At 38.5% G+C, this 15,933-nt stretch carries 15 protein-coding genes; 3 read left to right on the top strand and 12 right to left on the bottom strand.

Going from position 1 to position 15,933, the window contains the following annotated elements:
• Positions 1-27 precede the first annotated feature (27 nt).
• Together RM549_RS09100 and RM549_RS09095 are read right to left on the bottom strand one after the other, a co-directional pair.
• Positions 28-402, bottom strand: a complete 375-nt coding sequence (locus RM549_RS09100; protein WP_311683961.1) for a DUF3127 domain-containing protein — start codon at positions 400-402, stop codon at positions 28-30.
• Between the two features lie 5 nt (positions 403-407).
• Positions 408-1,280, bottom strand: coding sequence for a flavin reductase family protein (locus tag RM549_RS09095; protein ID WP_311683959.1), 873 nt, complete (start codon positions 1,278-1,280; stop codon positions 408-410).
• A 114-nt stretch (positions 1,281-1,394) separates the two neighbouring features.
• Between RM549_RS09095 and RM549_RS09090 the strand changes: the two genes are divergently transcribed.
• A complete protein-coding gene (locus RM549_RS09090; RefSeq protein ID WP_311683957.1) occupies positions 1,395-2,543 on the top strand; it encodes a sensor histidine kinase in 1,149 nt (382 codons plus the stop codon).
• Here RM549_RS09090 and RM549_RS09085 read toward each other — a convergent pair.
• The 3 genes from RM549_RS09085 to greA form a co-directional block, all read right to left on the bottom strand.
• Positions 2,540-2,950: an acyl-CoA thioesterase gene (locus tag RM549_RS09085; RefSeq protein ID WP_311683955.1), complete on the bottom strand. Its 411-nt coding sequence runs from the start codon at positions 2,948-2,950 to the stop codon at positions 2,540-2,542. The genes RM549_RS09090 and RM549_RS09085 overlap by 4 nt on opposite strands.
• On the bottom strand, positions 2,950-3,345 hold the full coding sequence (locus tag RM549_RS09080; RefSeq protein ID WP_311683953.1) for an HIT family protein: 396 nt from the start codon (positions 3,343-3,345) through the stop codon (positions 2,950-2,952). The genes RM549_RS09085 and RM549_RS09080 overlap by 1 nt, the downstream gene beginning before the upstream one ends.
• A gap of 103 nt (positions 3,346-3,448) precedes the next feature.
• Positions 3,449-3,925: a transcription elongation factor GreA gene (greA, locus tag RM549_RS09075; protein WP_311501259.1), complete on the bottom strand. Its 477-nt coding sequence runs from the start codon at positions 3,923-3,925 to the stop codon at positions 3,449-3,451.
• 308 nt (positions 3,926-4,233) lie between these two features.
• On the opposite strand from greA, the gene RM549_RS09070 reads away from it, so the two are divergent.
• Entirely contained in the window at positions 4,234-4,668 is a 435-nt protein-coding gene (locus RM549_RS09070; protein WP_311683951.1) for a Rieske (2Fe-2S) protein, read from the top strand.
• A 112-nt stretch (positions 4,669-4,780) separates the two neighbouring features.
• On the opposite strand, the gene RM549_RS09065 is transcribed toward RM549_RS09070, so the two are convergent.
• The gene (locus RM549_RS09065) at positions 4,781-7,162 is read right to left on the bottom strand and encodes a TonB-dependent receptor (protein ID WP_311683949.1); all 2,382 of its coding nucleotides are present in this window, start codon (positions 7,160-7,162) and stop codon (positions 4,781-4,783) included.
• Between the two features lie 292 nt (positions 7,163-7,454).
• Between RM549_RS09065 and RM549_RS09060 the strand changes: the two genes are divergently transcribed.
• A complete protein-coding gene (locus RM549_RS09060) occupies positions 7,455-9,872 on the top strand; it encodes a hybrid sensor histidine kinase/response regulator (protein WP_311683947.1) in 2,418 nt (805 codons plus the stop codon).
• Here RM549_RS09060 and RM549_RS09055 read toward each other — a convergent pair.
• From RM549_RS09055 to RM549_RS09030, 6 genes are all read right to left on the bottom strand, one after another.
• Positions 9,862-11,220, bottom strand: coding sequence for a sigma-54-dependent transcriptional regulator (locus RM549_RS09055; RefSeq protein ID WP_311683945.1), 1,359 nt, complete (start codon positions 11,218-11,220; stop codon positions 9,862-9,864). The genes RM549_RS09060 and RM549_RS09055 overlap by 11 nt on opposite strands.
• A gap of 366 nt (positions 11,221-11,586) precedes the next feature.
• Entirely contained in the window at positions 11,587-11,919 is a 333-nt protein-coding gene (locus RM549_RS09050; protein ID WP_311683943.1) for a hypothetical protein, read from the bottom strand.
• Between the two features lie 449 nt (positions 11,920-12,368).
• Complete coding sequence (gene arfB / locus RM549_RS09045; RefSeq protein ID WP_311683941.1) at positions 12,369-12,770, bottom strand: alternative ribosome rescue aminoacyl-tRNA hydrolase ArfB; 402 nt, start codon at positions 12,768-12,770, stop codon at positions 12,369-12,371.
• A gap of 2 nt (positions 12,771-12,772) precedes the next feature.
• Positions 12,773-14,896, bottom strand: coding sequence for a DUF4301 family protein (locus RM549_RS09040; RefSeq protein WP_311683939.1), 2,124 nt, complete (start codon positions 14,894-14,896; stop codon positions 12,773-12,775).
• Complete coding sequence (pnuC, locus tag RM549_RS09035; protein ID WP_311683937.1) at positions 14,857-15,489, bottom strand: nicotinamide riboside transporter PnuC; 633 nt, start codon at positions 15,487-15,489, stop codon at positions 14,857-14,859. The genes RM549_RS09040 and pnuC overlap by 40 nt, the downstream gene beginning before the upstream one ends.
• On the bottom strand, positions 15,473-15,733 hold the full coding sequence (locus RM549_RS09030; RefSeq protein WP_311683935.1) for a thiamine-binding protein: 261 nt from the start codon (positions 15,731-15,733) through the stop codon (positions 15,473-15,475). Before RM549_RS09030 ends, pnuC begins: the two co-directional genes overlap by 17 nt.
• Between the last annotated feature and the right edge of the window lie 200 nt (positions 15,734-15,933).

Below are 15,933 nucleotides of genomic sequence, written 5' to 3'. Positions count from 1 at the left end.
GCCTCCTATTATTTATTGAAGATCTACCTAGAAAGGCAAATCATCATAATCTTCATCATTTAAATCGTTTGCCGGTTCAAAGTTATCCGGTGGTGGCACATCCTGCCCTCCCGGAGTATTACCCGCGGCAAGATTTTCTATTCTCCAGCCCTGGATAGAATTAAAATATTTTGTCTCGCCCTGAGGGCTCACCCATTCCCGGCCACGAAGGTTGATTCCGATTTTTACAGGTTGTCCAACTTTGTAACTATCGAGTAAATCTGTTTTATCTTGAACAAATTCCACCATAATATGCTGCGGATATTGCTCCTCTGTAGTAACTACAATTTCTCTTTTTCTAAATCCGTTGTTACCGAAGGTTTTCGTGTCACCAATCAGTTTAATCTTTCCTTGTACTTCCATTTCTTCTATTTTGCTAATAATAATTTCCAGGCCTCTTCAGGTTGATCTTCATCAATTAAAATCTGAGCCTGCCTATGAATTCCTTTTTTATCTCCTTTTTTTACAATTACGGCAATTTTTGGATGCTCTTCCATGTATCGTTTAATTTCTTCTTCTGAAGGTAAAGCTTCCACATTTCCGAGTTTCCCCAGGTCGTTACCTGTAAGTACCACGCTGTTCCTTATTTCCTCCGGAAAAGCATCCACACCAATTCCCACTGTCCTAAGCGGCTTCTTTACCTCAAATAGCCCCGCGTTTGCGCGGGAATACCAGTTACCTCCCATTCTCGCTACCTGATCGATCTTCAGCGGATCTACAGCTCCTTTGTCATCCAGAATTTCTTCTTTTATGTGCAACTTCAGTACTTCACAAATCACCAGGTTTCCAGCTCCTCCTTCGGTTCCCAGCTCTACAATTTCATTTACCCTGCATTCTATCTGAACCGGAGATTCCGCTACTCGAAAAGGCTTTACCAGATCTGACTTCAGCATAGTAAGCCCGGCTTTTTCAAATTCATTTATTCCCTCTTCATATTCTGTACTGGAAAGGGACATTTGCTGCACAATATCGTAATTTACAATATTTATCACCACCTCCATTGTTGCCTTTACGTTTGTAAAAGTATGCTTCACTGTGTTATCCCTGCCTCTTCGGGAAGGTGAAAAAACCAGGATTGGAGGATTGGTGCTAAAAATATTAAAATAGCTGAAAGGGGATAGATTTGGCCTTCCTTCCGCATCTACAGTACTGGCAAAAGCAATAGGCCTCGGCCCCACTGCTCCCTGTAAATACTGGTGCAACTCGCCGGTACTAACCTCCTTAGGTGCTATACTTAACATTTTCCAATTTTCAACAAAGGTAACGAAACAGCAAGGGAATGAAAAGAACGGACACACAATAATATTCTTTTAAAAACGCTTATCTTTAAAACGCATTAAACGTTGATGTCCTTCATGAATTTTACAGATGAGCGCAATTTTAGCCGCTGGTTTATCATTATTTCCTGTCTTGTTGTTGTAAGCCTGGTTCTTTGGAATACCACAATTTTTTTCCAGCGGCTCAAGGAAGATGAGCGCTCGAAAATGAGCATTTGGGCACACGCTCTTCAGGATTTTGAGAAAATGAGTCCGAATGAAGATGCAGCACTTATTCTGGAAATTTTAAACAATAATACCACCATTCCTATTATCCACACCAATGATAAAGGGGAAGTAGATTATACTACCAATATAGATCCTAAGATACTGGACGATGAGGAACGACTAAACGACCTGCTCCTCGAGATGATGGAAGAAAATGAACCCATAATTATCAATCTTGGCGAAGGGCAGGAACAGTATATTTACTACGGAAATTCACCCACTTTAAATAAACTGAAATACTATCCTATTGGCATTACCCTCATCGGATTCCTTTTTATCGGTGTGGTCTATTTTTTCTACACCACCACAAAATCCAGTGAACAGAATAAATTGTGGGCGGGAATGGCAAAAGAAACCGCACATCAAATTGGCACGCCCCTCTCTTCGCTTATTGGTTGGACAGAAATTCTGAAGGACGAGAACGTCAATAAAGATTATATTACTGAAATTGAGAAAGACGTAGACCGACTCAAAACAATTACAGAGCGTTTTTCAAAAATAGGCTCTGCTCCTTTGCTGAAGATTACAGATGTTGTTACCGCTACCCAGGAAAGTTTCGATTATCTGCAGGTGAGGAGCTCCAACCTCATCGATTTTTCGATAAAAGCACCAAAAAAAGCAATTGAAGTGGAATTAAACCAGCAATTATATAGCTGGACCATTGAGAACCTCGTAAAGAATTCTATAGACGCCATGCGCGGTAAAGGAAAGCTGAATATTGAAATTAAGGAAGAGCCTAAATGGGTGTGTATTTTAATAAAAGATACCGGAAAAGGAATAGAAAAAAGCAAGTTTAAAACAATTTTCGAACCGGGGCAGACTTCTAAAAAACGCGGATGGGGCTTAGGATTGTCACTCGCTAAACGGATTATTGAAGAGTATCACAAAGGCAAAATAAAAGTCCTGCAGAGTGAAATAAATAAAGGGACTACTTTTAAAATTTCGCTACGGAAGATTTAGAACTTTTTCAGAATTGCTCTTAGCTCCTCCGGAATCCTAAAAGTTTTATTTTCATCGAAATCATAACATACAACCACGTCCTCACCTTCAGCACAAATTTCACCATCCTCGTTTAGGACTAAATGATTCAGACTAAAACTGGAGTTTTTTATATAACCCAGTCTGGTCTTAACTATAGCTTTTCCGGGGTAATAAAGTGATTTTTTGAAATTACAGTGAGTAGAAACGAGCATAGTACCACGATTTGAATTATTATAATTCTCGTAAATACCCGTAGCTTCCCAAAAGTTTACACGACCGGACTGCAGGTAGCGCATAAAGGAAACATTGTTTACATGTTGATAAAGGTCCAGGTCGCTCCAGTCTATCCTTATTTCCAGGCTAAGTTTATAATCTCGTAAATCCACTAAAGCACTACATTTTCTCTAATAGCATCTGCCAGTTCCTGGAACTCTTCTTCAGTCATTTCCTGCTTTCTGGAGAAATCCATATCCTGCATACTATTCAGCGGAATAAGATGAACGTGTACATGCGGCACTTCCAGACCAACAACAGCCATTCCCACTCTTTTACAGGGAACGGTTTTTTCCAGCCCAATGGCTACTTTTCGGGAAAAGCGCATTAATTCCTGATACATTTCTTCTTCCAGATCAAAAAGTTTATCCACTTCCTTTTTTGGAATACAAAGGGTATGGCCTTTTGCATTGGGGCTAATATCCAAAAAGGCCAGAAACTGACTATTTTCGGCAACTCTGTAAGCAGGAACCTCTCCTTTTGCAATTTTTGAAAATAAACTGGCCATAATTTTATATTTTAAAGTTAGTTCCTATAAAATTAAAAATCCTTTCCGTAATTCTTAGTTAAAGAACATGAAAAGGATTTTCTAATTTTGGATGAGAATTTAACTATTCCCGCCAGATTTCCAGAATGTCGAATTTCATAGTACCATTGGGCACCTGTATTTCTGCTGTGTCACCTACTTTTTTTCCGAGCAGACCTTTCCCGATAGGAGAATCTACAGAAATTTTACCCGATTTTAAATCGGCTTCGCTTTGCGCCACCAGCTTATAGTTCATCTCAGCACCATTGGTCTGGTTTTTTATTTTAACGTAAGAATGTACTAAAGCTTTAGAAGTATCCAATTGAGATTCGTCTATAACCCTGGCATTGGCCACAATTTCTTCCATTTTTGAAATTTTCATCTCAAGCAGCCCCTGGGCTTCCTTGGCCGCATCATATTCGGCGTTTTCACTTAAATCCCCTTTATCCCGGGCTTCTGCTATGGCTTCTGAAGCTTTAGGACGCTCAACATCCCTTAATTGATTTAGCTCATCTCTTAACTTCTTGAGCCCTTCTGCTGTATAATAAGATACTTTGCTCATAACTTATACGTTTATATCTACAATTGAGGTTTTTAAACCTCGTTCATTTTTAAAAAATTTTATAATAATGAATGTTTTTTTCTTTACTTCCCGGAAGGGCGGGATCAAACGGTTTTTAATTCTTTGCTGCCGTTATAAACTATAGCTTCATTATTTAATAGAAAAAATCCCATTTTTAGGCGGGATTTCATATTAACAAATGTAATAAATATAAAGCTTCGGAACAATTATATTATTTTCGCATCTTAAAGAATTTTCTGTAGAAATTCATTTTTCCGCAGAAAAAGCTTTACTCAAATTTAAATGACATGATAAAAAAGGCAATTTTCGGCATATTCAGTATTTTGTTATTCTTTAGCTGCACATCTGATGATGATGAATACAGAAATAACCCGAATCTTATTAACCTGAATTTCCGAATTCAGTTAAACCTGGATTTACCGGAGTATAATAATCTTCAGTTTCCGGGGAACAGTTACACTACCTACAGAAACGGAATAAAAGGCGTTGTGATTTACAATATTAACAACACGCAGTACACTGCTTTTGAACTTAGTGATCCAAATCACCCGCCAATTGACTGTTCAGCAATGGTTGTAGAAGGAATTACAGCAAAATGTCCTTGTGACGATGGAAATGAATACAATATTGTCACGGGAGAAATGACCAAAGGAACCGGACAATATGCTATGAAACCTTACAGGATTGAGCGTCGCGGAAGCTTAATTGAAGTTTATAATTAAAGCTGAAAAAAAAGTGAAGGCTGAAATTTGCCAATTTTCGTCCCTCATTAAATCCACTGACAAATAAAAATCCCAAAAGCTGAAGCTTTTCAGCCTTCGGGAGAAAAGAAGATTAAAACCTTAGTGTTAATCCGGCTAAAAAGTTTGTTGTCGCCTGTGGATAATATCCTGCGCCATCTAAAGTTTCCACTCCTGTTGGAAAGTCCTGGTTTTCAATATTAAAAGTATAGTAATATCCATTGGAAACATATTCTTCATTAAAAATGTTGTTCACCAGTCCTGTAACCACGATCTCTTCAAAAAGAGGTGCATCCCTCCAGGTGTACTGAATATTGAAATCATTTATGAAATAGCTGTCCAGCTTAGAATTTTCGGCTTCAATATTACTCATATACTGCTCGCCTACGAACTTTGAAAGCCATTTAAGCTCCAGACCTTCTACAGGAGTAAAGCCTATAATATTACCTGCAACAATTTCCGGAGAAAAAGAGATATCGGTATCTCCAAATTCTACCAGCTCCCCGTTTAAAGTGGATACAAAATCGACATTTTTATTTCGGCTAACAGCGATATTTGGTCTTACATTAAATCGATCTGAGATTCTTATCGTAGCATCCACTTCCAGACCTAAACGGTAACTGTTACCGCTATTTTCCCGTACAAACGCGCCTACATCATCTATACCACCCGTTAATACTAATTGATTTTGATAATCCATAAGGTACAGGTTAGTATTGATCTGGACATTTGGGGTATTATATCTCCAGCCCAATTCAAAATCATTTAATTCTTCATGTTCCGGATCGCCATTTTTATAATCAGTTCTGGTAGGCTCCCGATGCGCACGGGCATAAGAAGCGTAAAGCTGATTTTGTTGATTAGGCTGATAAGTAATTCCCGCTTTGGGATTAAAGAATTCAAAAGAATCGTCCACATTAAAATCTCTCCCGTCATCAAGTCTGCCTTCGGTTTCATAATTAATGGTTCTTAATTGTAAATCCCCGTAAGCAGCCAGTTCTTCAGTAATAGAAAAGGTTGCTTTAGCGTAAATGTTAAAATCCGTTTTTTTACCTGTATTATCATAATAGGTATCAGAAGGACCGTTATTCCAGGCAAACCGGGTGTAAATCACTTCTCCAAAATGGTCTCCCACATACCTGTTCCAGCCACCGCCAATAACAGCGTCTATAATATCATCCTCATAATTGAAACTAAAAACAGTCCCGTAGAAATCATTATCCAACCATTCCCGTGAAACCAGATCTGAGGTAGTTACTTCTTCCCCATCAGCCATAAAAGGCTGCAACCCGAATTCGGTTAAAGCGGCATCTTGTTCATACTCCTGATAATACCCTCTCCCTTTGGTGTAGTGCAGTGCTATATTGGAAGACCAGTTCTCGGTATAATCTTCATTCCAAAGTAATTGATAATGATCCTGCCAATAATTATCGGTTTGATCTTCGTAGAACTGAACGTTACCATCCTCGTCAGTATACATTCCCGCAGGATTAAAACGACGATTTTCCTTTAAAGTCTCCCCATCAATGCCATACCAGGCATGATAAGTAGTTTCGGTACCACCAAAGGATATCGCCTTCACAAGAGTGTTCTCATCTACATAAGTTCCCTGGAGAAAGTAGGATTTTAAATCACTTTCTGCCCGATCGACATACCCGTCACTCCTGATTTTTGAAGCCCTTCCGGCAATTTCCCAGTGATTGTTTATAAGACCCGTACTAAATTCCAGCGTATGTTTAAATGTATTAAAAGAACCTACACTATTCGCCAACTCTGCGGAAGCTTCTTCCTGGTATCGATCTGTTAGAATATTCAGACTGGCCCCGAAAGCTCCCGCCCCACTGGTTGATGTTCCTACTCCCCGCTGTAACTGAAGATTTTCTACTGAAGAAGCGAAATCCCCCATATTGACCCAAAATACTCCCTGACTTTCAGCATCGTTTATAGGAATACCATTTACAGTTACATTAACCCGGGTAGCATCGCTACCACGAACTCTTATCCCGCTATAGCCTACGCCGGCACCAGCGTCACTTGTAGAAACCACGTTGGGCATGTAACTCATAAGAGCAGGTATATCCTGCCCCAGGTTACGATCTGCAATTTCTTCATTGGAAAGGTTACTGTAAGTAATAGGTTCTTGTGAAGTGACCCTTACCGAAGAGAGGAAAACCTCATCCAGAACCTCCTCTGCAGTACTCATGTCCACGTTAAGAGTTTTGTCCTGGTTTAAATTTACCTGGACACGTTTCCTGTTTCCGAAGGAAAAAAGAATAGTATAATTCCCTTCCTGCAAAGTGAGGGAATAATTTCCATTTTCATCTGTTTGGGTACCGTTACTTGTACCGTTAGCGAAAACACTAACTCCTTGCAGGGGTGTTTCACCCTCGGTCACTGTACCCTGTAAAGTGTGATTTTGTGAAAAAGCCTGTATTGAAAAGAAAAGCAAGCCTAGGAAAAATAATACGTTTTTCATCCGTAATAAAAGTTTTACGAATAAAAGGGGCGATTATTCCTTGATAAATAAATTAAAAAAATAAATCCTGAAATTGCCTTATAATATTTGGCATTTTCAGGAGTACGATACACTGCGCAATTTCTTGCACTTCCCTTGGCAGCATTACCTGCCCAGGTTCATTGGGTATAATCTCAGCCACCTTTTGGCGGCACCCCTTATGAGATTTGCGGCAAATGTAAACAGGTTTTTTCAATAAGCAATAATTTATTCCGTTTGATTTTAATAATGTAATTTAGCAGAGATAATAATTATGCGCAACACCAGACGATCTATAACATTTAAAGTAGTCGCCGGATACTTTATTTTAGCCCTGCTCGCTGGCGCGGCTACCTGGTTTGTTTATACCCAGGTGCTAGCCTTCACCAATCTTACTCAGAATAATAACAGCAATAACGAACAGCTTTTTATGGTGAGTGAGATCACTACCGATCTTTACGAAACAGAAAATATAAGCCGCCGGCTAATACAGACAGGAAACGAAGAAGATGTGGAAATTTACAGTGCCCACATTGACAGCATAAAAGAAAATATACAATTACTTAAAAGAGGTTACTCAGATTCCCTAATGCAGACAGAGCTGGACAGCATTGGTAAACTGCTCACGCAAAAGACAGAAAACCTTCAGGAGCTGCTGGAACTTAGAAAACAGGATCGCAATACTAATTATTACACACAGGTCCTGAGTGAGCTAAGAAGGGTCGATGAGTCTTTTGCAGAAGATGATTATGACCGGCGATTCAGGCATCTGGAGCCTCACCAGCGGAAAGTACTTGTGAGCTGGCTGGAATATGCGAAAGAAGATAATGCCGAAACCCTTACGAACAAGACAGCAGATTCACTGGTAAATTCTGTAAAACGGGTACTAAGCGAACTGGAATATGCCAACAGGGAATTTCGGAAAACCGTACTGGAGAAAGAAGACCAGTTACTGGATAATGATTTGATCCTTAACCAGCAACTGCGGAGCTTGCTGTCAAAAATTGAGCAGGAAGAGCGGGAAGCTGCAATAGCACGCACAGAAAACTCCCAGGCAATGCTGGAAAACACTTCTCAGATCATTTTCTTTGCAGGAATTATAAGCGTTATTATCATTCTGTTTTTTTTAATCCTGATTTTAAAGGACATCTCAAAAAGCCAAAAGTACCGGATGCAACTGGAAGAAGCCAAGACTTTTGCGGAAACCCTGCTAAAAAGGAGAGAGCAATTTATGGCTGCCATAACTCACGATTTGCGTTCACCACTAACCACTGTAATAGGATATTCAGATTTGATGAAGAAAACGAAGCTGGATAGTAAACAGAGCCGTTACCTGGAACAGATCAGGAAGTCTTCAGATTTTATACTGCACCTGGTAAATGACCTTCTGGATCTTTCAAAACTGGAAGCCGGTAAAATGCTGGTAGAAAGCTTGCCTTTTAATCCGAAGAACCTTATCGAAGATACCGTATACAACAACATTCCTGCAGAAACAAAAGACGAGGTTGAGGTGATTGTGGAAGCTTCAGAAGAAATTAACATCGATGTACTTAGTGACCCTTTCCGCATCAAACAAATTATTGCAAACCTGGTGACCAACGCCTATAAATTTACTGAAGAGGGTGAAATTCGGGTAACTTCAAAAATTATTAATAAAGGAGAGGACTGGCTGGTGATTTCCGTAAAAGACACAGGAATAGGAATTTCTGAAGAAAAGCAGGAAGAGATTTTTGAAGAATTTTCCCAGGAGAACAGTAAAATTGAAAAACAATATGGAGGAACAGGTCTTGGGCTTACAATCACCAAAAGCCTTGCACGACTACTAAAAGGAGAAATAGTATTAAAGAGTAAACCTGGTGAGGGAAGTGAATTTATAGTTTCCATTCCCGTTTCTAAAGTTGTTTTAAAAGAAAAAAAAGAAGATTTAAAACCAGAGATAAGAGCGGAAAAGGTAAACCTGAGCGGCAAAAAAGCTTTGGTGGCAGATGATGAGAATTCCCAGCTGGCTTTAACCAGTGAACTGGTTAAATCTATTGGCTTTAGCTGTGATACCAGTGTAAATGGGAAACAGGCATTGCAAAAATTAAAGACAGAAAAATTTGACCTTGTATTAACCGATATTCAGATGCCGGTGATGGATGGTTTTGAACTTATAAAGGAAATTAGGAACACGCCTCAAATCAATGACATCCCGGTGATTGCACTCTCCGGGCGCAGGGAAATTTCTTCCGAAACCTATCGTGAGGCAGGATTTAATAAAAACCTTTTAAAGCCGTACCAATCCACAGATCTGCTTAGCACTATTGCTGAAATTTTTAAAGTCGAAATCCAGGCGAAAAAGAACAAAAAACATCAGCAAAAGAATATTACTACAGCATATAATTTAGAAGAAATTTATCTCTTTTCGGGTGGTGATGACGCCGCAATGGCAATTATTATCAAAGCATTTCTTGATAGTTCCAAGGAAAACGTAGTTGCTTTGGAAAAAGCTTTAGAGAATCAAGATAAAGAGACCATGGGCAAAATTGCTCATAAAATGCTCCCGATGTTAAAGCAAATGAAGGCAGTTCATGTAATCCCTGCATTGGAAAAACTTGAAAGGAATCAGAACGCTTCAGATAAAGAAGTAAATGAGACCATCCAGAAATTAAAGCAGTTAATGAAAAATCTGGAAACGGAAGTTATAGCTTAATTCCGTATTGTTTTAATTTGTTGTAAAGCGTCTTGCGGTCTATGGATAACATTCTCGCTGCTTTACTTTTGTTGCCACCCGATTTCTCAAGGGCATCAAGAATAAGCTGCTCTTCGTTTTTATTCCTAAACAAACTGTAATCGTCTTCAGATTTCTCTGCAGTAGAGATTTCATGAGGCAAAACTTTTAGAGGAATCAAATCCTCCTGCGTCAGTAAAACCGCCCTTTTCACCATATTCTTAAGTTCCCTTAGATTGCCTGGCCAGCTATAATTTTTAAAAGCTTCTACCGCTTTGTCACTAAAACCTAATACATTTTTTTCCAGTTCGGCATTTGCTTCATCGAGAAAATGCTCTGCAAAGATCATCAAATCATCTGTACGTTCTTTTAAAGAAGGTACCTGTATGGAAAACTCATTTAGACGGTGATAAAGATCTTCTCTGAATTCGCCATCTTTTACAGCCTGTGAAAGATCTTCATTAGTCGCGGTTACCACCCTTATATCTACTTCAATTTCGTTGTTACTGCCTACAGGTTTTATTCTTCTTTCCTGAAGCGCCCGTAAGAGCTGTACCTGCAATTCATAACTCAGGTTGCCTATTTCATCCAAAAATAAAGTTCCACCATTGGCAGCCTGAAAGTGCCCGGTCTTATCGTTTATAGCCCCTGTGAAGGAACCCTTTAAGTGGCCGAAGAATTCGCTTGAAGCTATTTCTTTTGGAATAGCTCCACAATCTACGGCAATAAATGGCGCTCCCTTTCTTTTACTCTGGCTATGAATACTTTTTGCTACCTGCTCTTTACCGGTTCCGCTCTCTCCCATGATAAGCACCGACATATTTGTAGGTGCTACAAGCTCTATATAATCATTAAGCTTCTTTGAAGCATCGCTCACTCCTTTTATAAAACTATTGCCTTTAAAAGCTTTTTCTGTAGATTTCTTTTCAGCAGTGCGCACAGGCTCTTCCTGCTGGACGGACTGTACAGAATTATGTTCGAGTGCATTTTTGATAGTTTGTAGAATAGACTCCGGTCTGAAAGGTTTTGAAACATAATCAAACGCACCAAATTTCATTGCCTGTACAGCCATGCTAATTTCGGCATAGCTCGTCATCACTATAACTTCTGTCTCTTGACTGGCAGATTTTGCTTCTTTTAAAATATCCAGTCCGCTGTCATCCGGAAGACGTACATCTGTAAGGATCATATCAAATTTAGCCGAAGAAATCTTCTTGTAAGCCTCTGTAGCAGAAAAAACAAGTTCTACATTATAGTTTCTTTTTACCAAAAAAGTTTTTAGCATCGTTCCAAATGCCACATCGTCTTCTACCAGGAGAATTTTTGCCATAGTTATGTCGGGAGTATACGCACAAAGTTAACAATCTTTGGATCAATAGATTTTAAAATCAGACATAAAAAAAGAGGTCTTTATGAAAGACCTCTTTCCTACAATTGTAAATTATAGTATAACTTAGAATTGTTAGTATCCATTTGACGAATAAAGGGATGAGAATAATCCTCTCGCAGTTCACCTAAAAAAGAAGTGTTCCTGGGGTTAGTTGTTAGTATTGATTCCCGGAGTAAATCCGGAGAGAACACTTCTTTTTTTCTCCTCTGTTGGGGTAGCAACTTTTGTTGTTGCTATTCTCTGTTCATTCGTTGCTGAAAGAGTCGGCTTCTCTTAAATTCCAGCATTTAATATGAATTTTTACTTCTATCCCTGTTTCTCCTCGATCCAGTTACCATCAGCATCAGCGACAACATTTTGGGATTCGCCATCTACATTAATAGCTATTTTGTATGTTTTTTTACCTTCAGCATCAGTTTTAACCCACGCTTCTTCTGTAGTCGCACCTTCAAAATCTTTGATAACCGCCACTTTTACAGCTTGTGGCAAAGCCATTATCTCAATTTTTTGATAATCATCATTTTGCTGCTCCTGCTCTACTGCAACAATTTCTTCCGTTTCAGTGGCCTGCGCCTGTACATCATTAGTTGAGATTAAAAATGCTGCGGCTGCAATTAAACTTAATCCTAGCTTTTTCATAATTCAATATTTAAATTGTTATTCTGCTCTTAGTAGTGTAAAAACTATACCACAATTCAGACACTAATTAATAGTCTGCAAATCAGAGTCTTAACTAAAAGAATCCAAGATAAAATGTAGATCTGCTTGAGGATTAAGAAAAAATTATGTAGAAAAAACTCCACAATAAAAACACTTCAACAAAAGAAAGAGGCTCTTTTGAAGCCTCTTTCTAATCCGAAAATCTAAATAATTCAACAATCTTGTTGTTCAAATTAATTAAATCAATTTATCTATCTAACCTAATATTGAAATGAAAAGACCGTACCATCTGCGCCCATTCATCCATTTTTCTCATGACCCCTTTAGTAGTAAAGGATTTACAATTTTCTTTAAACTACGTCATAGAAAAAAATATGTGGAAATATGGTTCAGCTTCTACAAACCTGTAGAAAACATCCACACTTTTTCTACTTTAGGGGATCCTTCCTTCCAGCTTTTTTCTCAGCATTCATCTTCTTTTTCTTTAAACGTTTCATCTTTGATGCTTTAGAGGGCCTTGTCTTTTTTCTAATTTTCGGCTTTTTTAAAGCCTCCTCTACAATGTTCAGGAAACGTTGCGAAACATATTCTTTATTTTTGTGCTGACTTCTGGACTCATCACTCTGAAGAATTAAGATATTTCCTTTCGTGAGACGGGATTCAAGCTTTTCAATAATTCTCGATTTTTCTTCTTCTGAAATCCCCGCCGATTCTTCAACATCAAATTGAAGTTCTACCTTAGAAGCCGTTTTGTTCACGTGCTGCCCTCCCGGACCAGAACTTTTCACTGCTTTGTAATTAACCTCTCTAAGTAACTGCTCCCGGTCCACTACTATTTCCTTACCTGGTGCGACTCCTTAAGAAGGTCTGCAACACTCTTCACAGGATTAAAGGTAGAAACAGGAACCTCAACAAAAACGGTGTTCCACTTTGCCATAGCACCATTCCACAAACCTGGACGCTCCAGGGCTTTTAAAGGTTTTCCATCTTTGGTTTTATCTGCAATAAAGCTCGTCTTTGGATCTACATAATCATTTAGGTCGAATGACTCTCCTTTGTAGTTTTTCAATCCGCATACGAGATCAACCGGATTAAAATGCGTGGCTTCCCTGGCTGTCTTCACTTGCTCGGGATTATCCTGATCTATTTGTGCACCTTCTATAATCTGCAATGAAATTTCACCATTTTCGTCCCTTACCAGAAAAGGACCTCCTCCAGGCTCACCTTCGTTTTTAACCATCCCGCCCACTCTTAGGGGACGATTGATTTTATCTTTTAAGTATTTAATCTTTTCTTCGGAAGAAAGGCCGTCGAATTTTGCTTCCAGACTACGGAAAAGTTCATTTTGCAGGAATTCTGAAATTTCTTTAATTTCATCTTCAGAAATATTTCCTGAATCCAATTTCTCCAGGATTTCAAAGCATTTTTCCTGAAGTTTCAGCAGCTTCCCTCCGAGCATTTTCTTGTAGTGAACTACTTCAGCAATATTTTCTTCAGTTACTACATTGTCGATATTCTTCAGAAAAGCAAGATCTGCTTTTTGATTATTCAGGTTTTCAATAAGAGCGCCATGACCTCCGGGACGGAAGAATAATTCTCCTTCTGTAGTACGAAAAGGCTCATTATTATCATCAACAGCTATAGTATCCGTTTTAGGATCCTGGAAAGAAAAAGAAACTTTAAACTTTACGCCTGTTTTTTCTTCAGCTCTCTCTTTTATATTCTCGAATTCTTTTTTAAATCTATCCTGATGATCTTCAGAAATGGTAAAATGCACATTTGCAACCCCATCCACTGCAATAAAATCAGCTGCTTCAATTAAATGCTCTTCAAAAGCCGTACGTAATCCAGACCGGTATTTATGAAAGGGAACTAAACCTTTTGGATAGTTACCCAGGTCCAGGCCTTCTTCAAATAATATATTCTTCACGATAACCAGATGCCTTTCATCATGTGAAAGTTTATCGAAGTTTTCATTGTTTTTCCTTGCATAATCTATGGCAAGGCTGTAAAATGGAAGATCGTCAATTTTCTCAAAAAACCTTTGAAGGTTTTCATTTTCTTTCCTGTCCAGGTAAGAACGTAAGCCTTCTTTTCCCGGATCAAACTCGTCAACAAAATTATGTAAAGCCTTGAACATCCTGGTTGCAGCTCCCGAGGCAGGAACAAATTTTATCACATCCAGTTCTTTCTTTTTGGAATCATACAGTTTTATAAATTCTTCTTTCTCCTTATCTGAAAAAGCAAAAATCCCTTTCCCGGCAGTTGCAGCTTCGCTAATATCTACCTTAATATTCCCTCTTTTAAATATTTCAACCTGGTCTTCTACTTCCTGTACACTGATTCCTTTTTTATTAATCTGAGCAGTATCTTTTTCGCTAAGTTTCACTTTCTTATTATTTAGTTGTTTATCAATAATTGAAACTGCAGTTTTAAAACGCTCCTCTTCATTGCCTTTTAAAACCACAAACGGCTTATTATTCTGCTCAAGTGCAGCTTTAAACCGTTCAAACATCCCAATACGATCATCGGGTTTGTCACGAAGATCATCGGGCGTCCATTTAACATCAATATACGTTAAAAAATAGAGATCGTAGTGGTGGTTTAACGCAGGTTTAAGAAGTAACTGCGGGCAGTAGCCGTTGTAATACGCCTCAGCATAAACTTTTAATTCCAGTAAATCGGTATCACAAATCAGCAAATCACCGGCAATTGCTGCCAGTTCATTTTCTCGTTTCATTTGCCCTTCTGCAATGGGAAGCAAATCTTCTGGTTGACAAATATTTCTCTCTTCATCCCATTTTTCCTGAAGGTATTCCCGCATATATTCCTTTACCCAAGGGGTGTTGTAATGCTCTGCCAATTGGGAAGCAAGAGTGGTCTTTCCTGTAGATTCAGGACCAAATAATACTATTTTTATGCAGGACGAAGGTCGTTGCGCAAGTCTTTCTTCCATGCTCTATAGCCGTAAATGGCAATTATCGTAAATACAAAATATTGAATTGCAGTAAAAGTAAGGCCTTTATAGAAGTATAGTGGCACCGAAATTATATCACCAATAATCCAAAAAATCCAATTTTCGATCTTCTTTTTGGCCATCTGCCACATCCCCACAAAAAAGATGGCAGTGGTAAATGTATCAACGTAAGCGGTCCAGTCACTCCATTTCTCGAAATATTCGTAAACAAGAAAAACAAAAAGCAAAGTACCCAAGAAAATAAACACCGCCTGCCAGTTCTCCTTTTTAGTGGTATTTGTAATTGGGGTAAAATGGGTCGCATCTACTTTCCTTGTCCAGATATACCATCCATAAATGCTCATAGAAAAATAATAAGCATTTATCATCATATCTCCCAAAAGCTCGTAGACAGCAAGGATGTAAACAAAAATCGCTGTACTTACAATTCCTGTAGGATAGACCAGGATATTATTATTTTTGGAGTAGATAACGCTCAGAAACCCAAAAAACACCGCAATAAGCTCCAGAACGAGCAGATGCGTGGGTATCCCGTAATACTGATCAAAGAAAAAATCAAAAATCGGCTGCATAGTCGCTAAGATCAGATTTTACAATTTTCACGTGTATTAGTCCGCGTTCTATGGCTTCAAACGCAGCTTTTATTTCGGAAGTTAGAAGTTGCATGACCTCATCGTAATCTCCGTACACCTGTGTACTTAACGGATTTTCTTTAATAGTCAATCCTGAAGCTCTCAATTTTTTGATGAAATCGATAATTGCCGGCTCATAGTTGTCCTGAATTGGAGTAAGGGTTAGTTCTACTGAAATTTGCATGCCTGTTTGTTTCCTCAAAGGTAAAAGTATACATTAAAATCTCATGGAAAATTTCACTTTTCGTAGCTCAATTTTCTGAAAATCTTTTTTCTTCCCTTATTTCTTAAAGATACCAGCTTTTGCAGAAGTTGAAGAATTTAAAATTGTCATCAAAAGAAAAAACCTCCTAAATAAATTTAGAAGGTTTTCAGTTTTTTAAA

The sequence above is a fragment of the Autumnicola patrickiae genome (assembly GCF_031846525.1).
Classification (GTDB): domain Bacteria; phylum Bacteroidota; class Bacteroidia; order Flavobacteriales; family Flavobacteriaceae; genus Autumnicola; species Autumnicola patrickiae.
Note: the sequence above shows the minus strand (reverse complement) of the source record. Positions and strands in the feature narration are given on the sequence as shown.